Source organism: Aeromonas sp. QDB20 (assembly GCF_027707805.1).
Classification (GTDB): Bacteria; Pseudomonadota; Gammaproteobacteria; order Enterobacterales; family Aeromonadaceae; genus Aeromonas; species Aeromonas dhakensis.
Genome location: NZ_JAPCJC010000001.1, coordinates 205478 through 227589, shown reverse-complemented (window position 1 = coordinate 227589; position 22112 = coordinate 205478). Strand labels below are relative to the sequence as shown.

Below are 22112 nucleotides of genomic sequence, written 5' to 3'. Positions count from 1 at the left end.
AACAGTTCTAAAATTCCGTCCAATGACAAATTTAACCATTCAACATTCCAAACAGGAATCACAGGAGCTGACATGGAGTTGCGGGATCTGAAGGCCTTCGTCACCCTGGGGGAGGTATTGCACTTCGGTCAGGCGGCGGTGCGCCAGCACGTCACCCAGTCGGCGCTGAGCAAGCAGATCCGGCGGCTGGAAGAGGAGCTGGGCGGCGAGCTGTTCGAGCGCAATGCAAGCAGCACCCGTCTCACCGTGCTGGGGCGCGCCCTCTATGAGGATGCCCGCGCCCTGGTGGCGGCCAGCGAGCAGCTAGCACGCAGCGCCCGCGACGTGCTGGCCGGCAACAGCGGCACCCTGCGCATCGGCTTCGGCGTTGCCACCAAGCTGCTGGTGCCCGCCGCCATCGCGCAATTTCGGGCCGAACGCCCCCAGGTGACCATAGAGCTCAACGATCTCTCCACCCACCATCAGTTGCTGGCCTTGAGCGAAGGCAAGCTGGATCTCGGCTTCTGCCGCCTGCCCGCCCCCAAGGGGTGGCCGTGTCTGCCGGTGGTGCGGGCCCATTTTGTCGCCGTGCTGCCCGCCAGTTACGCCGGCGTGAGCAAGCTGGCTGATCTGGTGGACAAACCGCTGGCGATCCTGCGCCGGGACAAGGCCCCCTCGTTCTACGATCACCTGATGCACTACCTGGCCCAGAGCGGGCTGCGTTTTCGCGACATCCAGTACGTCAACGACTTCGCCGCCGGCGTTGCCACCGCCGCCGCCGATATCGCCTGGACCCTGGTCCCCTCCTCCACCACCATAGAGCACCCGGACGTGCTGACCCTGCCGCTGACCGAGGGGGAAGCCTGCTGGACCATAGGCCTTATTCGCCCGCCCCACAGCAAGGGGCCGCTGATCGACGCCTTCTGGCAGACAGTCGCCAGCATGAGCGAGCCGGACCTGCCATAAGGTCAAGGCCCGGGCAAGGCCGCGATGCGAAGGATCGAGTGACGCGCCGCTACAGCGCCGGGCCAGGGCGCTTCGCGGCGCACTCAGGCTCGGCCCGCTCAAGCAGTCGTGCCAGCCCCTCCACCATCTCTCTGCCCGTCTCGCTCGCCTTGTAATGTGCCGCCGCATGCAGCCTGGCATTGTCCCCTATGGCCATGGCCACCGCAGGGGCCTCCTGCAGCGCCGCCAGCACGCGCGCCAGTTCATCGGCGCTGTCCGGCTGATATTTGCGGCAGTTCACCCCGTCGGTCAGGTGGCGATCCCACCAGGCGCCATCCGCCGGAATGACCACGCACAGGCCGGCGGCCATGGCCTCCAGGATGGAGAGGCCGAAGGGCTCCTGATGGCTGGTGGAGACGAAGATGCCGCAGCCGGCCCTGATCTCGTCAAGGTTGCCGGGGTTTTCATGCCAGCGGGTATCGGGCAGTTCTGGCCTGGGTTCGCTGCAAGGCTGCAGTATGTTGCGTGGTTGCAGATAGCAGACGGTCAGCGGCGCACGGGGCTCGGCAAGCTGCTGATGCGCCGCCAGCATGGTCTCCAGCCCTTTCCACTTGAGCAAGGAGGCGGCCCACAAGATGCCGGTTCCGCCGGTCGTGGCCGTGGGCCAGCTCGCCTCGCACAGTCCGTTGATGAAGGGCTGCCAGCGGGGCGGAAAGTCACGCTCGCCAAGGCGGGCGATCAGGGCCGAGAGCGAGGAGCGGGCGGCCTCCAGATAGAAGACCTGGCTGGCGCGCCACAGGGCCCTTGCCGACATGCCGGAGCAGCCCACCGGGCCGTGAATAAGCTGCACCACCGGGATCCCCGCGATCCGGGCAGCCCAGTAGCAGCAGAGATCCACCCCGGGGCCGGAGGCCGCCAGCAGGCCGCGCACCTCCCCCAGCCGCCATATCAGCCAGAGGATCATCAGGCTCTGCCACCCCTGCTTGAGCAGATACCCCAGGCCCGACTCGCGCCCCCGCAGCAAGGCGGGCACCCAGAGCGAATGGTGACGACATCCGGGCCAGGAGTCCAAATCCGGCGTCAGGACATGCAGCGCCAGGGCCGGCAGGCGGTCGGCCAGCCCCGCCAGGATCACCTCGGTGGCCACCTTGGAGCCGCCGCGAAAAGAGATGGGATCCACCACCAGCAGCGTCTCCCCCTGCCCGGCCTTGCCAGCAGTCGACTCATGGTGCGGCTTCATGATGGTGCTCCTTCATCCGACCCGATCGCCGCCCTGCGCCCGCCAAGCAGCCCCCCTTCCCCCGCAAGACCCACCCTGGCCAGCAGCCGCTGGCCGAGCCAGCGCACCATGCGCCCGTAGGGGGGGAGCTCGGGATTGTCCCAGCGCCCCGAGAGGGCCGCCGACCAGAGCTCGCTCACCTTCTCCACATAGCGTTTGACCGTGAACAGCTGGCTGGCGCGCAATTGCCCCGCCCGCCCCAGCCGATAGCGCAATCCGGCATCGCCCAGCCGCTGCCAGTGGGCAGCCATCTGGCGCCAATCACCGGGATCGGCCAGAAGGCCCGTAACCGTGTGTTCCACCACCTCGGGGATCCCCCCCACCCGATAGGCGCTGACCGGCAGCCCCAGGGTGCCGGCCTCGGCCAGGGTGAGGCCGAACACCTCCTCGCGGGCGCCGGAGACCAGCAGATCCACCCCGCCGCGCAGGATGGCGGCGCTGTCAGGCCGCTCGCCGAGAAAGTGCACCCGCTCGGCCACTCCCAGTTCAGCGGCCAATGCCGTGAGCGCGGCCAGTTCGGGGCCGCTGCCGACAACCAGCAGCTGCGCCTTGCCCCCCTGAGCGCAGAGCTCTGCCAGGGAGCGGATCAGCAGGTCCACCCCCTTGCGCTTGATCAGCGACCCTATGGTGGCCAGGATCAGCTCTCCCTCAGGCAGCCCGGGCAGGCTGCTGACGGGCCAAGGCGCGTCACGGTTGAGCCGCCCCCCATCCACCCCGTTGGCGATGTGAACCAGCCGTCTGTGCTCGCAGCCATCTTCCCGCCAGGGGGCCAGCACCGGCTGGCTCACCCCGATCAGCACGTTGGCCTGATGCACCCGGAGGGTAAACCTGTCTCTGGGCTGATAACGGGCGTGCAGATGGCACACCAGGGGCACCTTCATCTTGCGGCACACCCCGGCCAGCCACTGGCAGGGGGCGGCGCTGTTGGCGTGCACCAGAGTGATGCCATGCTCGCTTATCAGCGCCTGCGCCCGCTGGCACAGGGCCCGATGGGCGGCCAGATCGAAGCGGGGAGCCTGCCAACCCAGCAGCAGGGCAAAGGGCTCGACCACCGCCTTCACCCCGAGCAGGGCGGCCTCCTCTGCCAGCTGCTGGCTGTTGCACCAGAGCAGGGGGGCAAAGCGGCTGCGATCCAGGTGGGCCAGCAGATCCAGCAGGCAGCGCTCGCTGCCACGGATCCAGTTCTCGCCGTAATGCACCAGCAAAATGGGGGTTGCGCTCATGACTCAGCTCCCTTGTTTGGTTTATCCCGCTCCGTCTCGGCCATGGCCATTTCCGTTTCTCTGGCCTGCCGGACATATTTGATGGCTGCCACCGCCAGCGACAGCTCCAGATAGATGGGCCAGGTAAAGCCCTGGGTCAGGAAGGATCCCGAGATGACGAACCCCACCATGCTCGCCATCACCCCCTGCATGGCAGTGACTACTGCAGGAGGCATGCCATCCAGTGAGCAGCGCCAGGTCCGGTAGAGGGTGACCACCACCATGCCGATGAAGATGAACAGCCCCACGAAGCCGGTCTCCGCCAGCACCCCGAACCAGGTGGAGTGCACCGCGTGGTTGAGGCCGTCCCAGTGGGGGCTGAAGAAGAAGTAGTTGTAGTAGAAGTTGGAGAGCCCCACCCCGATGAGCGGATGGGCCAGCGCCATGCCCCAGGCGGCCTGCCAGGCGTAAAGGCGTCCCATGGCCGAGGCATCCACCCCGCTCTCCGCCGCCCCGCCGGAGGCCCTGTCGCTTATCCCGGCAGCGGCAAACAGCACCAGCAGCGCCAGGGTGCCGCACAGGATCAGCACGGTTTTCGACTGCACCCGCTGCCAGGCAAAGAGGCCACTCACCGCGCAGATCCCGAGCAGGCCGCCGCGGCTCTGGGTGGCGATGATGGCAGCCCCCACCAGCACAAACCCCACCGCCCCCAGGATACGCCCGGCCAGGCCGTTCTGGTTGAGCAGCAGGCTCAAGGAGAAGCCGGCGGGAAACAGCAGCACCAGCGCCAGATCGTTGGGATCCCCCAGCACAGAGCCGAGCTCGCGCCCTATGGTGACCCGGGTCCCCTCCACCAGCCCGATGCCGCTGCCCTTGTTGTAGAGCGCCACCAGCGCCACCATGCAGCCGGCCACCACGAAGGCCCGCACCGCCAGGGCGAAGTCCTCCGGCCTGCGCACCAGCCAGGCGGTGGCCAGCGTCATCAGGTAGATCTTGCTGTAGCTGCCGGTCCAGGTGGCGATCGCCTCCCCCCGGTTGCTGGCAAACAGCACCCCGATGGAAACGACGATGAAAAAGGCGGTCAACCAGCTGAGGGGCTGGCTCCAGTAGGGCCTGATGCGACCGGTCAGCAGGGTGTGCCAAACCAGGGCACCGATGGCCGCCAGCGAGAAGAGCAGCGGGATCTTGAGGGGATAGAGCTGAGGAAACACCTCGTGCAGCCGGAAAAACGAGAAGGTGACGAACCCCAGCACCATCAGAAACGGCCAGCGCAGGGCAAACCAGATGGCGGGAATGGCCAGCCCCAGCACCGGCAGCAGCAGCGGGTGCGGCAGCCGCCACCAGAGTCCGGCCACCAGCAGGGTGGCGGTCAGCCCCCAGAGGGCGTGGCTCAGGCGGCCCATTGCCCTGCCCACCACTGGCCGAGCCACATCATGGCAAGGGAGCCGGCGCCGCTCGCCCACAGCGCCGAGAGACGGTATGGCAGCGGCAGCAACCGCTGGCTCACCAGATAGAAGGCAAGCGCCCGCACCAGGTAGACCAGCAGCAGGGTCCAGATCACCCCGGCCACCCCGAAGTGCGGAATGGCGAGCAAAAAGCCAAGGACGCCGAGCAAACTGCATCCCAGATTGATAACCATCTGGGCCTTGCTCTCCTCCCCGCTGAAGCAGCCGACGTTGAGCAGATCAGAGACGTTGCGCACCGCCATCCCCAGCACCAGCAGCGGGATATAGGCGATGGCCCCGTGGTAGCTCTCGGGGGTGAGCCAGCGGATGAGCAGGGGGGCGGTGAGCCCCACCACCCCGGCGGTGGCGAACCCCAGCACGGAGCCCAGCACGCTGTAGTGGGCGTTCAGGCGCAGGCCGTCCGGCTCCTTGAGCAGCATGAAGCGGCGCGGATACCACCAGAGGGCGAAGGGCTGCAGCAGGAGTCCCACCGCCAGCGCCAGCTTGCCTGCCACCGCGTAGTAGGCCAGCAGCGCCTCGCCGACGTGATCGGCCAGCAGCCAGCGATCCAGCCCGCTCAGGGCAAAGCCCGCCAGCCCGCTCACCACCAGCGGCAGGCCGTAGCGCAGCAGGGGGCGGTAGTGTTGCCAGTCAAAGCGGATGCCACCATCGCGCCACTGCCAGAGGCTCAGCAGCAGCGCCAGCGCGACACAGGTGAGGGTGCCAGAGGCGAGTACCCCGCTCACACCCCAGCCAAGCCAGAGCCACCAGGCGGTCAGCAGGGACTGGATCACCGCCTTGCCGGCGGTGGCCACGAAGAAGAGGCGGGCCTGATTGCGCATCCGCAGCCAAGCCAGCGGCACCCCGATCACCCCCTCGAACGGCAGGGCGCTGAGCACCCAGCGCACATCGGCAAGGCGGGTTTCGGTTGGCAGCAGCCGCTGCACCAGGGGCGCCAGCCACCAGAGCAGCACCAGGCTGGCCAGGGCGATGATCCAGACCAGGCCAAACACCCGCGCCACCACCTGCTTGCGCTCGCCCTCATCTGCCGCCATCCCGGCGAAGCGGTAGAGGGCGTCCACCAGCCCGAACCCCAGGATGAGGGAGCCCAGGTTGATGATGGTCAAGAGCACCTCCAGCTGGCCATACTCCCGGGGCGCCAGCAGGTGGGTCAGCACCGGCAGCATCAGCAGGGAGATCCCCTTCATCAGCAAGAGGCCGGCGGCGTAATAGAGCATGGCTATCTGGTTCACTCCGAGTCTCATAGGGCCTCCCAGCCACCAGGCAACGGATCTTGGGTCATCTGGGGTCAGCCAATGCAAGGGGCACGCCAGCCGGTGCAATTCCCCGCGTAGCCCTGCATGCCGCGCTCTCGACCTTCACAGCAACGCACATCAGGCCCAAAATGAATCTGATTTTTGCGTTTTGCAGCCCGGCCGGCGCAATTTGCACAGCGCCTTGCCATCCACCCCCCTGGCAGGCGGCCGGCGCGAGCCAACAGCGTGCTGAGCGTCAGTTGGCCCGATCCCTGCTAGTGCCTGACTGGTCGGCCATGACGACGCAGAGCCAGAGGAGAGGACGCCATGAACAGCATCAGCCTGTACCGGATGAAAACCTGGGCCAAGCAGGGAGAGACGCCGCTGGCCCGCCTGCTGTGGCGCCTTGCCAAGGGGGCCCGCAGCTGGAGCTTCCCGCTCATCCCGCCCCTGCACGGCCTGCTCTATCGCCTCTATCGGCTGGCAAGCCAGACACTCGCCACCCTGGCCCGCACCCTCTGGTGGACGCCGCTGTTCCAGTCCCGCCTGCGCGCCCCCGCCCCCCGCCTCTACCTTTACGGCGGCATCCCCTTTATCAGCGGCCCCGTGTCGATCGAGGTGGGGGCGGATTGTCGCCTCAGCGCCGCCATGACCATCAGCGGGCGCCCCTCGAGCAAGGGGCCCGCTCTCAGGATTGGCAACAATGTCGGCATCGGCTGGCAGACCACCATCGCGGTGGGCAGCCAGGTGGTGCTCGGCGACAACGTGCGCATCGCCGGGCGCGCCTTTCTCGCGGGCTACCCTGGCCACCCGCTGGATGCGCAAGATCGGGCCCGGGGGCTGCCGGATCGGGACGAGCAGGTCGGCGACATCGTACTCGAACACGACGTCTGGCTCGGCACCGGTGCCATGGTGATGGCGGGGGTGACCATAGGAGCCGGTACCGTGGTCGCCGCCGGCAGTATCGTGACCCACAGCCTGCCTGCCGGGGTGCTGGCCGCCGGGGTGCCGGCCCGGGTGCTGCGCCCCCTCGATGCACAAGATTGCCGCGACGCGCTGGCAGAGAGTGCCGCCAGCCGCCTGAGTGAGGAGAAACAGCCATGAAACCGTCGAGCGCACAGCCCCAACTGGTGGTACTGGGGGAAGACTGGGGTCAGCACCCCTCCAGCACCCAGCACCTCATCAAGCGCCTGCTGCCGGACTATCGGGTGCTCTGGGTCAACTCCATCGGCCTGCGCCGCCCCCGCCTCAACGTGCGCGACCTTGGCCGGCTCGGCCGCAAGCTGGGGGCCGTGCTGCGCCGCCCGGCCAAGGGCAAGGCGCAGGCAGCCGCCATCCAGAGCGGGCCGACGCCCCAGGTGATGCCGCCGCTGGCGCTGCCCCTGCCCGGCAGCCCATTGGCGGGGCGGATCAATGGCCACTGGCTGGCGGCCCAGATCCGCCGCCAGCTGCCCGAGCTCGACAAGCCGCTGCTCTGGATCTCCCTGCCAAGCGCCGTTGATCTGGTAGGCAAGCTCGGCGAGCGGGCGGTGATCTACTACTGCGGCGACGACTTCTCGGCCCTGGCGGGGGTGGATCACGCCGCCATCGCCCGCTGCGAGGCCAGGCTGGTAGAAAAGGCAGACCTTATCCTGGCCGCCAGTCCGGCGCTGGCCAGCCGCTTCCCCCCCCACAAGACCCGGCTGCTGAGCCACGGGGTGGATCTCGGGCTTTTTATGCCCCCCCAACCCAGGCCGGCGGATCTGCCGAGCGGGCGCCCCATCGCCGGTTTTTACGGCAGCCTGAGCGACTGGATAGACGTCCCCCTGCTGGCGGAGACCGCCCGCGCCCTGCCCCACTGGGATCTGGTGCTGATAGGGCCCAGGCAGACGGACCTGAGCCCGCTCGCCGGATTGCCGAACGTGCACCTGCTCGGCCCAAGGCCACACCACACCCTGGCCGCCTACGCCCAGCACTGGCAGGTGAGCCTGCTGCCCTTCGTCGACAACGCCCAGATCAGGGCCTGCAATCCGCTTAAACTGCGCGAGTATCTGGCGACCGGCCGGCCCGTGGTCAGCACCGATTTTCCGGCGCTGGACGGCTATCGGGCGCTGGTGCATCTGCCCCGCCCGGGCGACAGCCTGGCCCAGGCCATCCAGCGTGCCGCCCTCGACGCTCCCGCGCAGGACTGGTTCCAGCGCTACGAGTGGGAAGCACTGACTCGCAGCGAAGGGCGCCAGAGTCGCCAGCAGGCAGTGGCGCAGCAGAGCTGGGATCACAGGGCCGACGAGCTGAAAAACTGGCTGGCGGGGCTGCTCTGATGATCTGGCTGGCGGCGCGTTTGCACATAACATGCTGGCTACGGGTACTCGGCCTGCTCACCCTCAGCCTGCCCGCCCTCTGTTTGACAATGGGGAGCACTGTGCTGGCGGCGAGCCGCCTTGATGGCCCCACCCCCTTGCCACTGAGCGGCGAGCAGACGCCCCAGCGGCTCACCTTCGAGCGCCTGCCCTGGCCCGTCGGGGCGGACGATGAACTGGTGATCGAGGGTCACAATCCCGCGGCCAGTCCCCAGACCCTGATCCTGCGGGTCGATGACGCTGCCTCGGTCAACTACCGCAGCCGGGTCAATCTGGAGCGGATCATCCCCCCGGGTCCCTTCACCCTGCGCTTCTCCTTAAGCGACTGGCGCACCGCCCAGCCCAGGGCCCTGGCCCTCGACCAGCTCACCAGGCTCTATCTCTTTATGGCTGACGGGGCGACGCCGCTCACCCTGACACGCTGGTACTGGTCCCCCGGGCTGACCCTGCCCGCCGGCACCATTGCCCTCGATCTGGGGGCGAGCGACTCACCTCGCTTTACCGGTTTCGAGACCCTGGCGCCGGGGGATCCGCGTCTGCTTGGCCACCCCAGCCCCATATTGCGCCCCTCCGGCGATGCGCTGATCCGCGACGGGCTGCGCAACCTCGACGGCGTCAGGCTGGAGGTTCCCAAGGGGCGCTACCAGCTCACCCTCTGGCTCGACGATCCGGGCGAGTGGGAGTACCTGCCCCACCCCCTCGAGCGCAGCGTGCTGATCGATGGCGAGCCGGTCTGGGCCGAGCGGTTGCAGCCGGACGAGTGGCTGACCCAGCGCTATCTCGCCGGCCAGCAGCAGGAGGCGCTGCCCAATCCCGACCCCTGGCTGCTGTTTGGTGCCCGTCAGGGGGGGCCGGTCAGCCTGGTGCTCGAGCACCCGGGCGGCCCGCTCACCCTCACCCTGGGGGGCAATTCGCCGGATGCGAAATTTCTCGCCGGCCTGCTGCTGGCCCCCTATCCGGCGGCGGACAAACAGGCTGACGCCAAAGCTAACCCTCATCCCCTAGCCGAGGCCACCCGACTGGTGCTGGCCAAGCAGCGCCAGCTCTTTACGGAGAAGTGGGCCCTGGCCCCCTATTCGCTGCCAGAGCCCCCCGCTCGCCTCACCCTGACCCCCATCACGCCGGGGCAGCCGACCTTGAGTGCCAGGGCCAGCCCGGCAGCCCCAGCCACTCCCGTACTGGCCGCCCAAGGCAGCCAGCTGCTGCTGGAGTTCGTCATCGAGACGCCCGAGGATGACGCCGCCCCCCTGCTGGTGATCCAACCGCCAGCGGCCAACGGTGTCACCCTGCCGCTGACCCCCTACCACGGCCAGTGGCATCTGGTGCGCCCCCAGGCGAGCGGCACCCTGCTGCTCCCCTCGGATCAGGAGCTGGTGGAGGGGGTGGCGGGGCTCACCCTCAAGCGCCGGGTGCCAAGGCGCCTGGTGCTGCATCTTCCCATCCCTAAAGATGCGCCGGCGGGGCGCTATCAGGGCAATATCCAGCTGCTCAGCCACCAGCAGCTGGTGCAGATGCCGTTAGACGTCGAGGTGCTGCCCCTGATCCTGCCCGCCGCCAGCAAACCGGTCGGCATCTACCTCGACACGCCCCCCTACCTTGGCTGGTTCGGCCAGGGCCCGGAGCTGGCCAGCGCCCAGCTGGCCAGCGCCCAGCTGGCCGCCAGTCGCTGCGATCTGGCACGGCTCGCCGGGCTTGGGATAAGCGGCGTGGCCCCCGCCCTGCCCCAGGATGAAGCCGGGATGCGCACCACCCAGGAGGAGGCCATCGGCCTTGGTTTTCACACGCCGCTGCTGGCCTACGCCTCCCTCAAGCGCTGGGGCAGCGACACCAACAGCCGGCTCGATGCCTGGCAGCAGCGCCAGGCGGCCTTTCGCGCCCAGGGGCTGCCCCCCCTGGCCTGGAGCCTGTTTGACGAGCCCGATCTCGGCGCCCTGCCCGCCATTCAAGCCATGGCCCGCGAGATGAAGCGGCGGGATCCCGCCGTGGTGCGGGCCGGTCACTTCAACCACCCCGCCCAGGCGCCCTTGCTTGGCGAGGTGGAGATAGCCCTAATCAACGCAGGTTTCGGCGCCGACAAGGCCGATGTGGAACGGGTCAGGGCCGCCGGGGCCGCCCCCTGGTTTTACAACCTCGGCACCCCGCGCGCCGCCGGCTTCTACCTCTGGCAGAGCGGGGCAGAGGGCTATCTGCAGTGGCACGGACGCATGCCCACCGCCCTGCCCTACGACCCCACCGACGGGCGCGAGAGCGACTTTCTGCTGCTGGGCCCGCAGGCCTGCGAGGCTCATCGCCTCTCCTACGATCTATTGCTGCTGCAACAGGGCATCGAGGATCTGCGCTGGCTCACCTGGCTCGAGCAGGCGGCGCGCCAACAGGTGGAGGCGGCCCTGCTGCTGCAGCGGCTGCGCGAGGCGGTGCCCACCCGCTGGCAGCAGGCCGAAGCACTCCCCGCCAGCCGCTGGGCCAGCTTTCGCGGCGAGATTGAACAACTGGCCAAGCGCTTGAAAACATTGCAAACTGGAGCCAATTCATCCCCCTGACTGGCCAGCTTATGCCGCATCAGAACGTCACCAACATAAAGGCTTTTGGGCGCCAGAGTACCGGGCGTCGTCCCCGCCAGAGCGGGCTTGCCGCAGGCTTGTTGCCTGCCTTGCTGCTCTCCTTGCTGCCCTCTTTGCTACTCACTGGCTGTGCCCGCCAGACGCCCACCGAGGATCCCTTCCCCATGCTGGCGCAGTTGCGCCAGCAGCAGTTGGCCGAGCAGGCCCAGTTGTCGCTGACTTATCAGGATGAAGCGGTGATGTTGGCGACGGATCAGGAGCAGCAGTTGCACCAGTTTCTCGGCCAGCGGGATCCGGCGAAGATAGCCCTTATCAGCGGCCCCGGGCCGCAGACCGACATGCTGGAGAGTGCGCGCCTTGCCAGCAGCCGCCTTGGCAAGCTGACCAGCCTGCTCAGTGCCCGCGCCATCGAGCTCGAACCGCGCTACGACCCCATGCTGGCCCCGAACAGCCTGCTGATCCGGGTGTTGCCGGCCGACGCGGCGAGCCCCCTCAGCGAGGCTCGCCAGGCGCAATAAGGGCAAGACAGGCCGCAGGCAGCGCGACCCGATAGAGGGGGGCCGGCGCATCGCCCCACAGCTTGTGCCAGCCCTGATTGAGCCGATAGGCCAGCAGTGGCGGCTCCGGGTGCCACTGCCCCTGAAACATCACCCCCTGCAGCTGGCCTTTGCCTGCGAGCCGCACCGACATGGCCTCCCGATCCGGGGCCACCGCCATCGCCTGCAAGACCCCGTCACAATCTGGGTGGCGCAGCCGGTAGCCCACATAGGTGCCCCCCAGCAAGGGGCTGGCCCCCTGCCGCTGCCAGCCGAGCTGGCGGAGCTCCTGCAGCATCTGACGCGTGCCATCCACCGGTTGGCGGTGCTGATAGCGCCACCCCATGGCGCCGGTGGAGGCCAGTGCCAGCAGCACCAGCCAGAGATAGCCCCTAATCGGTGGTGACATGGCGCCCCCTTCGAAACAGCAGTGTCATCAGCAGCAACAGCACCAGCCACTGGTAGAGCTGGGCGAGCGTGCCGGTATGCAGCCAGCCGTACCAGCGCAGATCCAGGCTCATCAGCACCAGCCGCAGCTGGTTGCTGCCGATGTAGAGCAGCAAGACCAGCCCCAGCAGGGGCAGCTGACGGTATAGCGCCCGCCCGGGGGCGAGCCAGCAGGAGGAGACCAGCCAGGCCAGCGCCACCAGATAGAGCTGGGAGAACGAGGAGCAGCCCTTGAGCACGATCAGGGCATGGCCCCCCACCCGCTCGATGCGATTGCCGCTTTGCACCGTCTCCCACCCCAGCAGTTGCAGCCACTGGCCCACGCCCCAGGCATCGAGCGCCAGCACGGGGCCGGAGCAGAGGGCAAAGAGCTGCTGCCCCCACAGCACGGCCAGGGTGAAGGCCACCACTATCTGCAGCGCGGCGCGCTCGTCCCAAGGCTGCTGGCGCCGCCACAGGCTCGCGGCCAGCAGCAGGCAGGCCAGCGCCTTGCAACTGGCGCTCGGGATCAACAGCAGCAGCGAGAAGAGCAGCAGAGCGGCGCGGCCAGGTTGCCAGGCTGGCGCAACCCGCGATGCAATTTGCCACCAGATGGCAATCAGCAACACCACCAGCAGGTTGAAGTGGCCCGTATTGAGCCACACCATGGCCCACTGATTGACCAGCCCCAACAACAACCAGTTGGGCGCCCACTGCCAGGGACGGATCTCCATCGCCTCACCCCCCCACTTGTTCATTTTCATCCTGTGCGAAGACCGCAAATTTCATGCCCGCTGCTGATACCTGCAAAGTGGCACGCTTTATTCATCCTCCCCATCGGCACTGAGGATCAGGGCCAGGCCCCAAGGAGAAGGAGTGAGTTATGAGACTAAAACCGTTGGCAGGGCTGGTGGGGATGCTGCTGGTCAGCGCCCCCGCCTACGCTTTGACCGAAGTGGATACCGAGCTGCAACTGCTGATGGATGTGTCGGGCAGCGTGACGGCCCAGGAGTTCAACCTGCAGTTGCAAGGTTATGTGGATGCCTTTTACAGCCAGGCGGTGCAAGACGCCATCCTGGATACCAGCGATGGCAAGCTGGGCACCATCGCCGTGCAGATGGTGATGTGGAGCGGCTCGACCCAGCAGGCGGTGATGACCGACTGGTTCTACCTCTATGACATGACCTCCATCAACGAGTTTGCCGCCACCCTGGACGCCCTGACACGCCCCTACTCGGGGATGACGGCGCCGGGTTCGGCCATGCAATTCGGCGCCCTGCAGTTCGATACCAACGACTTTACCGCCACGCGCCAGGTGATGGATGTCTCAGGTGACGGGATCCAGAACGCCGGGCTGGATACTTCCACGGTGCGGGATCAGCTGCTCGCCTCCGGCATCGATACCATCAACGGCATCACCATAGGCCAGGACTACCCCGATGGGGTGCTGCAGGATTGGTATCTGAACAATATCGCCGGCGGCGAGGATGCGTTCGTCATCAACGCCACCACCTTCGCCGATTTTGGCAGCGCCCTCGAGCTGAAACTCGCGGCCGAGATTGAGGGGGGTATTATCCCGGAGGGTGCACTGGCGGCTCCCATCGAGGAGATCCCGCTGGCGGCCCAGCTGCTGCTCGGCATGCCCTTGCTGCTGGCCTGGCGCTATCAACGCCGCACTCAAGGCCAAAATCAGGGGAACCAGCAGCACGCCGGATGGCAACGGATGCCGGTCATCGGCTAGTTTGTCACCCTATGTGCAGAGATTAGGGAGCGGATGCTCCCTGATTTTGCCGCAACATGACACAGCGGATGATCATAGGAGCTTAAACGCCACTCGTTGACAGTTTCTCTTGAGGCTTTTTTAGCAGTATCTTCTAGTGGCTACTTGCAACTATTTGCTTGCTTTTCACATTTTCAAACGTTGCTTCGACCATTTTAATCATTGTAGGATCACCCGTTTGATAGAGAGCACCCAATAGCTGAAGAGCATTACCAGCCGGAGCTTCCATCACCCACCTAACATCATTGAAAACAATATGATTCAACCCTACAGGACCTGTGCCTTTAAATTTAATAATGGAACCATGAAACTCACAGTTTAAGAATTCTTTACCATCAAGCTCGACTATCTCTACACCAAACTTTTTGTTTGTAATCTGCTCGAGTGGTTCATCATTCTGATGAAGCATCACTCCACATTTTTTCCACTTTTCAAGAGACTGATTTAACTCATCAAGATCTCTGTTCTTATCCTCAAGCAATTTCTCCAATGACGAAGAAAATTGTTGATGAGCACCTAATGCTTTTTCTTTTGCCGCTAACTGTTGACGTATTTCATCAATCTCACAAATTAACCTCTGATGCTCAGGGTTGATAGACTTACGAAACCAAATAATCGCCAACAAAATGGGAATTACTAGCAATGAAACGACAGCCCATACAGGTATCGATAACGATACTTCCAGATATTTAATAATACTGAGCACACCTGCAAGCTCCATTATAATGGCAGCTACAATTGATGCGCTTACACCAAATAAAAACTCTCGCTTACCCATTTAAACCTCGGCTAATTAATACTACCAAGCCACATTCAGTGACTTATTCTCTGTAATGCCTCGCTATATATTTATTTTTATCTCAAACTTAGACGAAATATTTTTTAAGTACTCATTCCTAGATTTGATAAACTCATTCTGTTGCTCTTTTGCTCGAGTCATTCTTCTGTTTACATCATCTAATAGAATTTCCGTCTTCGCTTTCATAATATCCGGATCTTCCCCTCCAACGATTTGATCACCAACAACGCCATAACCTGACATTTTTTTCAAAGATAAAAATAAATTGGTATCGACAGTTAGTGGTATAGATACAGGGTGGTAATTTCCTCTAGATTGACTATTAAACTGACTTCTAATGTTTCCTTTCCATAATAGCTCAATATCAGCTAGTCCTTTTACGCGCCCCTTCCTATCTAAGTGGACAACCTCCCTCAGAAGATATTCATTATCATATTCTTTGGCCACATCCAAATTATTTACTGAATTAGTAGATAGTTTATGCGCCATATGATCTTTCAAAAATAAAGCCACGTAATAAGGATGGAAATATTGAGTGTTAAGATCTTTATAGAGATGATCGGCAGCTAAAATTGGAGCCACCTCTATCATCCCATCTTGTCGCAATGCCCCCATGACACCACCGGGCGATCTAATAAAATCATAATGGAACTCGCTATCTTTAATTTCTAACAAACGTTCCTTTATCAAATTTGAATCATGCTCAATACAGTTTATATAATGCTCTGTTTTTTCAAAAGAGTCTAAATTATCAAAAAGCACATCAGTTCCTAGGCTGCGCTCTATTAGACCTCTAATTGATTGGAACTTCCCCCAGTACTCTTTTAGATTCGATACATTCTGCAACCTAAAAAACTCATAAAAAACAACTGGGGTGACAATAAGATCAGCTTTAAATTGTGACTGTTGTTTATAATAATCAAAAAACAACATAATCGAGAGCAAACCTTCTTGAAAACACTCTCTCTCATAATCTTCTAATCTCATAATAATATTAGAGTCCAGAACAAACCGATAAGGCCCTTTTAGGGACATGGCATCTTCAGCCAACTCCAACAAAATTATTAAATTAATTATAAATCTATTTTTTTCTCATCAGAGAGATTTTTAAAGTGTAAAAAAATATCGTTTAGATCCATGGTAAAAAAATCCTTTTCGTATAATAGCAATTAGATGGAAGGCATTATTAATGTATTAGTAAAAACTTTCATCTAATTCCACTACACCATATATCACAACCAACAAATAATTTTAAAATAACTGCATTACCAATCAATCTCTGATTTATAACCGCATGATTAATAGAGCGTAACGGCTCCATTTGTACCACTGTATGAAACCACAGTCAATAAGCAGAATTGAGGAAGCGCCACCAGACATTATCGTTGCAATCACATCAAGTTCGTTGCAAACCATAGCAGTTGATCAAGACACTGCTTGAGTGACATAAAAAAGGCCTCATTACGAGGCCTTATCAGAAATATTCTGGTTCAGAGTGGAGGCCTGTCTTGAGGGCCATGGGCAACTATCAACCCGGCACCTCCACCAGTGGCGGCTGGGCATGGGCCGCCTGGCCGGTGTGGGCATGCACGGGTTCGCAATAGGGAATGCGGCTTAGCACCGGCGCCTTGATAAGCGCTGCCAGCTGATCGGTGCGGCGCAGGCTGGTATCCGCCAGTTCAATGAGCAGCGCCAGGCCGCAACCTAACCCGAAGCCCCCCACCATGCCGGCAATAAGAAACAGCCAGAGCGGGTAGTTGCTGGGTTTGCTTGGGGCGAAGGGCCTGTCGATCACCTTGATCCGCTCGCCGGGCTCAAAACTGCCGAGCGCCCCGGTCACCTTGGCCTTCTCGTAGCGCAGCAGCAGATCCTGATAGAGGGAGCGCTTGACCTCGAGATCGCGCTCCAGCTCCGCCAGCTGGCTCTCCGTTTCACCCTGGGAGGCCACCACCTTGTTCAGATCGTCGAGCTGGGCCTGCAGCGCGGCGGCATTCTGCTCGGCCTCGGCCAGCTGGGCCCTGGCCTGATCCCATTCTGGCCCGACCGCCACGCCGGGTTGGCTCTTCTGCTGTTCCAGCTCCTGTTGCAACTGCTCAATCTGGTAGCGCAGGCTTTGCACCTCGCTGTGCTGATCGCTGTAGCGCACTCGCAGCAGGGCCAGCTCGGTTTGCATCTGCTGCAGCTTCTCCTCCAGGCTGCGGGCCGTGGCCCCCTCCTGGCCGTGGGAGAGCTGCTCGACCCGGGCCTTGGCCTGCTGCAACTGAAGCAGGCTCTCGGCGTGGCGATCTTTCAGGCCGTAGAGCCGGGCGGCGTTGGCATTTTGCTGATCCGGCAGGGCGCTGGCATGCTCGCGCTTGAAATCCGCCAGCAGCTGTTCGGCCCCCTGCAGCTCGCTGCGCCGGCTGTCGAGCTGGCTTTGCAGGAAGCGCTCGGAGGACTCGGCCGACTGGCGCCCCTTGTTCAGCAGGTTAAAGAAGAAGCGGCGCGAGACGGCCTCCAGCAGGCCGGCACTGCTCTCGGCCGAGTCGGCTTTCACCTTCAGCTCGATCACCTCGTCCCCGATAAGACGGATAGAGACGGACGCCGAAAGCCAGTCCATGATGGCGTCGCGCTTGGCGGGCGGGGTGTTGTCATCCACCAGCTTGCGGTCCCGCGCCACCCCGTCCATCACGTAACGACTGCGCAGCATGGCCTCCAGCACCGCGAAGCGATCCTTGAGGCTCTCCTGGGTGATCAGATCCTTGAGGGTCGGCGTCTGGTTGGAATCCTGCGGCACCATGAAGGTGGTGCGGCTCTCATATACCTTGGGGCTGAGCAAGCCTATCCCCACCCCCACCAGCGGCATGACCAGGGCCGGCATCAGGATGAGATAACGGCGCCGCCAGGCGGCGAAGAGGATGATGTAGAGGTTGTAGTAGAACTGGACCGGCATGGCGTCACTCCCCTCAAGGCAGGTATGGCATTCCACGAATGGAGGAGGAAATGCAAGGGTAATGCCAGCAAGCGGGCCAACATGGCAGACGTTGTGGTACAGGATTCGCATAGTCCCGCCAAGGGGGCCCGGGAAGGGCCGACAACTGTGAGGAGAGCGCCATGCCTACCACCGCCCGGTCAGCCAGCACCGCCATCGTGCAAATAGTCCAGCACCTGCAGCCAGGAGGGCTGGAGACCATGGTGCTCAACCTCAGCCAGGCCAACGAGTGCCACCAGCCCATGCACATCGTCTCGCTGGAGGGGAGCAAGGAGGCGCTGCTCGCCGCCTGGCCCGCCCTGGGGGCATTTGCCTCGGGGATCCACTGTCTGGACAAGCCCGCCGGCTGGTCGCTGACCACCCTCTATCGCCTCATCCGCTTGCTGCGCCAGCTGCGGCCGGCAGCGGTGCACACCCACCATCTGGGCCCGCTGCTCTATGGCGGGCTGGCCGCCCGGCTGGCCCGGGTGGCGAGCCTTATCCACACCGAGCATGACGCCTGGTATCTCGACGATCCCCGTCAGCGCCAGCTGGCCGGGCTTGGGCTGCGCACCTTGCGGCCCACCCTGGTGGCAGACGCCACCCCGGTGGCGCACCAGCTGCAGGCGAGGCTCGGCGCCATCCAGGCCCAGGTGATCCCCAACGGCATCGACGAGGGGCGCTTCGTTCCGGGCCCTGCCGAGCTGGCGCGTCAGGCGCTGGGCTTGCCCCTCGGGGTGAGGCTCATCGGCTGCGCCGCCCGCCTTGAGACGGTCAAGGGTCACCACCTGCTGCTGGAGGCCGTGGCGCGGCTCTCCCCCGAGGTGCATCTTGCACTGGCCGGGGTGGGCAGTTTGCAAAATGCGTTGCAGCAGCAGTGCCGACTGCTGGGGATTGCCCATCGGGTGCACTTTCTCGGCCTGGTGGAGCAGATGCCCCGCTTCTATCAGGGACTGGACCTCTTCTGCCTGCCGTCGCTGGCGGAGGGGATGCCATTGTGCGTGCTGGAGGCCCAGGCCTGTGGCGTGCCGGTGGTGATGAGCGCGGTGGGCGCCGCCGCCGATATCGTCTGCCCGGCCAGCGGTCAGCTGCTGGAGACGCGAGATCCCGCCCTCCTGGCGCAACTTCTGGCACAGGGGTTGCTCAACTCTCGTGGCCTGCGCACCGTCACCCGGGAATTTGTCTGTGAACAGGGCAGCCTGAGCCGGATGGCTCAAGCCTATCAGGCGCTGTACGCCCGCTGAGGCGATGCCATCGACACGCGAAGAGACAGCAAAAGGAGCCTCCCATGGAATGGATCATGATCGTGTTCTGGCTGTGTGCAGCCCTAGTGGTGTACCACCATGTGGGTTACCCCCTGCTGCTCAAATGGGTCGGCAAACGGGCCTGCTCGCGCCAGCACCAACCGACCCCGCACCAACGGGGTTTTCGGGCCGAGGTCGGCGATGAGCAGCTCCCCGCCATCACCCTGGTGATGCCCATCTACAACGAGGCGACCACCCTGGCGGCCAAGCTGCAGAATCTGGCCAGCCTCGACTACCCGGCCGACAAGCTGGCGGTGCACCTGCATTTTGATGGCTGCACCGACGACAGCTATGCAATTGCCCTCTGCCAGCTCGGCGATCCCGCCCTGCTGCAGCTGCAGATCCGGCTGTTCGAGCACCCGCGCAATCGCGGCAAGGTGGCCGTGCTCAACGAGGCGATGACCCAGATTGACACCCCCCTTGTGGCTTTCAGCGATGTGTCAGCCCTGCTGCCCATCGACAGCCTGCTGCTGGCCGCCGCCCACTTTCAGGATCCCGCCGTCGGCGTGGTGGGCGAAGCCTATCGCTTCTGGCAGCCGGGCTCCCAGGGTGAGGCCAGCTACTGGCGCTACCAGAGCCAGATCAAGCTGTGCGAGTCCGCCCTTGGCAGCATGCTGGGGGCCCACGGCGCCTTCTATGTGATGCGCCGTGACTGCCTGGCGCCGCTGGCGCCCGATACCATCAACGACGACTTCATCCTGCCGATGCAGGCCATCGCCAGGGGCTACAAGGCGGTCTATGACAATCGCTGCGCCGCCCTTGAGCTGGAGGTCTCCGATGCCCAGCTGGAGTCCAAGCGCCGCAAGCGCATCGGTGCCGGCAACACCCAGCAGTTGCTGCGTCTGCTGCCGCTGCTGCACCCCAGATTCGGCTGGGTGGCGTTCAACTTCGCCAGTGGCAAGGGCTTGCGGGTGCTCATGCCCCTCTGCCTGACCCTGCTGTGGCTGTGCGCCATTCCGCTGGCCATCCACTCGCCCCTGTTCGCGGCGCTGCTGGCCGGTCAACTGCTGGGCTACGCCCTGGTGCTGCTGATCCAGCTCACCCCGCTGCACAACTGGCCCGGTCTGTTTCGCAAGATCCACTATCTGGTACTCGGACACTGGTACAACGGCATCGGCTCCCTGCGCTACGGCCTGCGGATGCTGACCCGCCCCACCTCACAGGAGAGAGCAGCATGAAACACCCCATCCCCAAAGCGACCCAGGTGCTCAAGCGCATCATGGATCTGGCCGGTGCCAGCCTCGGCCTGCTGCTGACCCTGCCCCTGTGGCCGCTCATCATGCTGGCCATACGGCTCGACAGCCCGGGCCCGGTGTTCTTTCGCCAGCTGCGCATTGGCCGCAGCCACGCCAGCCACACCGAGCTCTTCTTCATGATCAAGTTTCGCACCATGCGCTCCGATGCCGAGGCGGGCACCGGGCCTGTCTGGTGTGGCAAGGCCGACAGCCGGATCACCCGCAGCGGCAACTTCCTGCGCAAGACCCGGCTCGACGAGCTACCCCAGTTCCTCAATGTGCTCAAGGGGGAGATGTCGCTCATCGGACCGCGACCGGAGCGCCCCGACATCGCCAACCGGCTGGAGGATGCGGTGCCCTTCTTTATCGAGCGCACCTATGAGATAGCCCCCGGCATCACAGGGCTGGCCCAGGTCAATCAGGGCTATGACGAGTCGCTGGACGATGTGCGCAGCAAGCTCGCCTTCGATCTCGCCTACTCGGTGACCCTGCTCCACCCCTGGCGCTGGCTGCTGCAGGACATGCAGATCATCGGCAAGACGGTCGCCATCATGGTGGGCAAGAAGGGGCGCTGAGCCTCACCCTGCTGCCGGATTTCGGGCCACTGCCTAGGCGGTGGCCCGATTCTTTTCCCCCTCAACCACCCCAGCCTGTCGGGCCTGCATCCCCTTTTTATTTCATTGCCGACAGCGAGCCGCGCCAACGCAGCCCTCACTCGCATCTCTTACCAGAACGACGCCCCTCGCCATCCCGGGGCGGTTTGTGCCGCCCCCTTTCCCCGACGCCTGCTCTGGCTCCCTGCCAGGGGGAGCCAGAGGTCGCGGTCTGCTTCTTCAGCGAGGTGTTCGTGGGCAAGCGGATTCGCGCTGCCTGTGCTGTGTCACCTCGTCAGGAGCCTGGCGGACTGAGGCATCCAGCCGCACCATCTCCTGCGCCAGATAGGCAGAGCAGAGAGCGCGAGGCTGACAGGGAGAGAGGTTGACCGAAGGTGCGTCGTACAGCCATAAAAAAAGCGAGTGGCCTGGCCACTCGCTGCGCTTGCTGGCTGTGTGCCGGCGGCCCGGGATCAGCCGCCATAGACCGCCAGGATATCGCTCACCCTGTGATTGACGCTGTAACCCCGGGCGATGGTCTGGCGGGCGGCCCGGCTCATGGCGCCCCGCGCCTGCTCGTCGCGGCTCAGCCAGTAGTTGACGATGGCCGCCATGTCCTGCACCTGGCCCGGCTCCACCAGCCAGCCGTTGGACTTGTGGTCAATCAGCGACACCAGCCCCCCCACCGCAAAGGCACAGACCGGAATGCCGTGGGCCATGGCCTCCAGCGCCACCAGCGGCAGCCCCTCGAAGCGGGAGGTGATGCAGAGCAGATCGATATGCTGCCACTCGTCGGCCATCCGGCGAAAACCGTGAAACTCGACGCGATCTCCATACTGCATGCTGAGATCCCCCATCAGCGGCCCCTCACCATAGAGGTGAAAACTCCCCTCCGGGCAGAAGGCGGCCAGCTGGCAGAACGCCTGGGGTCCCTTCTCGGCAGAGAGGCGACCGACGAAGGCGATGCGATTGCCCGCCACCGCCACGGGCGCGGCGGGCATGGGGACGAAATTGCTGATGACGGTGCTCGGCACAGGCAATCTGCGGGCGATGGGCTCGCTCACTGCGATGCACTTCGCAAAGCGGGCCGTGAACCGGTCGAGCCAGCTGTAGAGTTTCAGCAAGCCCTCCCCGTCATCCCCGCTGTGAAAGGTGGAGACCACCGGCTTGCCGCTGCACCAGGCGGTAAGGCGCCCCAGGATCCCGGCCTTGTAGCCGTGGGTGTGCAGCAGCACGAAGCCGGGCTGGCCTGCCAGCACCCGCACGAAGTCACGGCTGTTGCGACAGACCCGGTATGGCAGCCCCTGTTGCCTCAGCAGAGTGACAAAGGGGGTCATACCGTGATCAGCCACCAGCACTATGGTGGTGTTCAGACCCCGCGCCAGCAGATCGCGGGCAAGGTGGGTGATGTGGATCTCTATCCCGCCGACCTGGCGGGCATCGATGGCGAGCCAGACCTGATGTGTTGGCAACATGGGCAACC

General features: G+C 63.8%; 19 protein-coding genes. 9 read left to right on the top strand and 10 right to left on the bottom strand.

Annotated features, from left to right (window positions below; all coding sequences use genetic code 11):
• Positions 1–72: 72 nt before the first annotated feature.
• Positions 73–945, top strand: coding sequence for a LysR family transcriptional regulator (locus tag PG897_RS00935; protein WP_017764364.1), 873 nt, complete (start codon positions 73–75; stop codon positions 943–945).
• A 49-nt stretch (positions 946–994) separates the two neighbouring features.
• Here PG897_RS00935 and PG897_RS00930 read toward each other — a convergent pair whose 3' ends face one another.
• The 4 genes from PG897_RS00930 to PG897_RS00915 are packed head-to-tail and all read right to left on the bottom strand — an operon-like array spanning position 995 to position 6115.
• On the bottom strand, positions 995–2164 hold the full coding sequence (locus PG897_RS00930; RefSeq protein WP_201880734.1) for a glycosyltransferase family 4 protein: 1170 nt from the start codon (positions 2162–2164) through the stop codon (positions 995–997).
• Positions 2161–3426 (bottom strand): glycosyltransferase family 4 protein, encoded by a 1266-nt coding sequence (locus PG897_RS00925; protein ID WP_201880736.1) that lies wholly within the window; start codon positions 3424–3426, stop codon positions 2161–2163. Before PG897_RS00925 ends, PG897_RS00930 begins: the two co-directional genes overlap by 4 nt.
• Positions 3423–4808, bottom strand: coding sequence for an O-antigen ligase family protein (locus PG897_RS00920; protein WP_201880738.1), 1386 nt, complete (start codon positions 4806–4808; stop codon positions 3423–3425). The genes PG897_RS00925 and PG897_RS00920 overlap by 4 nt, the downstream gene beginning before the upstream one ends.
• Positions 4796–6115: a lipopolysaccharide biosynthesis protein gene (locus PG897_RS00915; protein ID WP_201880740.1), complete on the bottom strand. Its 1320-nt coding sequence runs from the start codon at positions 6113–6115 to the stop codon at positions 4796–4798. The genes PG897_RS00920 and PG897_RS00915 overlap by 13 nt, the downstream gene beginning before the upstream one ends.
• A 318-nt stretch (positions 6116–6433) precedes the next feature.
• On the opposite strand from PG897_RS00915, the gene PG897_RS00910 reads away from it, so the two are divergent.
• The 4 genes from PG897_RS00910 (at position 6434) to PG897_RS00895 (ending at position 11524) form a co-directional block, all read left to right on the top strand.
• Positions 6434–7210 (top strand): acyltransferase, encoded by a 777-nt coding sequence (locus PG897_RS00910; RefSeq protein ID WP_201880742.1) that lies wholly within the window; start codon positions 6434–6436, stop codon positions 7208–7210.
• Positions 7207–8406: a glycosyltransferase gene (locus tag PG897_RS00905; RefSeq protein WP_201880744.1), complete on the top strand. Its 1200-nt coding sequence runs from the start codon at positions 7207–7209 to the stop codon at positions 8404–8406. Before PG897_RS00910 ends, PG897_RS00905 begins: the two co-directional genes overlap by 4 nt.
• Positions 8407–8495: 89 nt before the next feature.
• Complete coding sequence (locus tag PG897_RS00900) at positions 8496–10985, top strand: hypothetical protein (RefSeq protein ID WP_201880793.1); 2490 nt, start codon at positions 8496–8498, stop codon at positions 10983–10985.
• An 11-nt stretch (positions 10986–10996) separates the two neighbouring features.
• Positions 10997–11524: a hypothetical protein gene (locus PG897_RS00895; RefSeq protein ID WP_226013850.1), complete on the top strand. Its 528-nt coding sequence runs from the start codon at positions 10997–10999 to the stop codon at positions 11522–11524.
• Here PG897_RS00895 and PG897_RS00890 read toward each other — a convergent pair.
• Together PG897_RS00890 and PG897_RS00885 are read right to left on the bottom strand one after the other, a co-directional pair.
• Positions 11499–11951, bottom strand: coding sequence for a hypothetical protein (locus PG897_RS00890; protein ID WP_201880746.1), 453 nt, complete (start codon positions 11949–11951; stop codon positions 11499–11501). The genes PG897_RS00895 and PG897_RS00890 overlap by 26 nt on opposite strands.
• A complete protein-coding gene (locus PG897_RS00885) occupies positions 11935–12702 on the bottom strand; it encodes a hypothetical protein (RefSeq protein WP_201880795.1) in 768 nt (255 codons plus the stop codon). The genes PG897_RS00890 and PG897_RS00885 overlap by 17 nt, the downstream gene beginning before the upstream one ends.
• A 149-nt stretch (positions 12703–12851) precedes the next feature.
• Between PG897_RS00885 and PG897_RS00880 the strand changes: the two genes are divergently transcribed.
• The gene (locus tag PG897_RS00880) at positions 12852–13709 is read left to right on the top strand and encodes a DUF1194 domain-containing protein (RefSeq protein ID WP_201880748.1); all 858 of its coding nucleotides are present in this window, start codon (positions 12852–12854) and stop codon (positions 13707–13709) included.
• A 133-nt stretch (positions 13710–13842) separates the two neighbouring features.
• Here the strand turns inward: PG897_RS00880 and PG897_RS00875 are convergent, their stop codons facing one another.
• The 3 genes from PG897_RS00875 to PG897_RS00865 form a co-directional block, all read right to left on the bottom strand.
• Positions 13843–14526 (bottom strand): hypothetical protein, encoded by a 684-nt coding sequence (locus PG897_RS00875; protein ID WP_201880750.1) that lies wholly within the window; start codon positions 14524–14526, stop codon positions 13843–13845.
• A 63-nt stretch (positions 14527–14589) separates the two neighbouring features.
• Positions 14590–15597 (bottom strand): hypothetical protein, encoded by a 1008-nt coding sequence (locus PG897_RS00870; RefSeq protein WP_201883560.1) that lies wholly within the window; start codon positions 15595–15597, stop codon positions 14590–14592.
• 478 nt (positions 15598–16075) lie between these two features.
• On the bottom strand, positions 16076–17479 hold the full coding sequence (locus PG897_RS00865; RefSeq protein WP_201880754.1) for a GumC family protein: 1404 nt from the start codon (positions 17477–17479) through the stop codon (positions 16076–16078).
• Positions 17480–17640: 161 nt separating this feature from the next.
• Between PG897_RS00865 and PG897_RS00860 the strand changes: the two genes are divergently transcribed.
• Genes PG897_RS00860 through PG897_RS00850 form a run of 3 tightly spaced genes read left to right on the top strand, consistent with a single transcriptional unit; the run spans position 17641 to position 20611 of the window.
• On the top strand, positions 17641–18741 hold the full coding sequence (locus tag PG897_RS00860; RefSeq protein WP_270828696.1) for a glycosyltransferase: 1101 nt from the start codon (positions 17641–17643) through the stop codon (positions 18739–18741).
• 44 nt (positions 18742–18785) lie between these two features.
• Entirely contained in the window at positions 18786–19979 is a 1194-nt protein-coding gene (locus PG897_RS00855) for a glycosyltransferase family 2 protein (RefSeq protein ID WP_201880757.1), read from the top strand.
• Complete coding sequence (locus PG897_RS00850; protein ID WP_270828695.1) at positions 19976–20611, top strand: sugar transferase; 636 nt, start codon at positions 19976–19978, stop codon at positions 20609–20611. Before PG897_RS00855 ends, PG897_RS00850 begins: the two co-directional genes overlap by 4 nt.
• Before the next feature lie 491 nt (positions 20612–21102).
• Here the strand turns inward: PG897_RS00850 and PG897_RS00845 are convergent, their stop codons facing one another.
• Positions 21103–22104 (bottom strand): glycosyltransferase family 4 protein, encoded by a 1002-nt coding sequence (locus PG897_RS00845; protein ID WP_065018123.1) that lies wholly within the window; start codon positions 22102–22104, stop codon positions 21103–21105.
• Positions 22105–22112 lie beyond the last annotated feature (8 nt).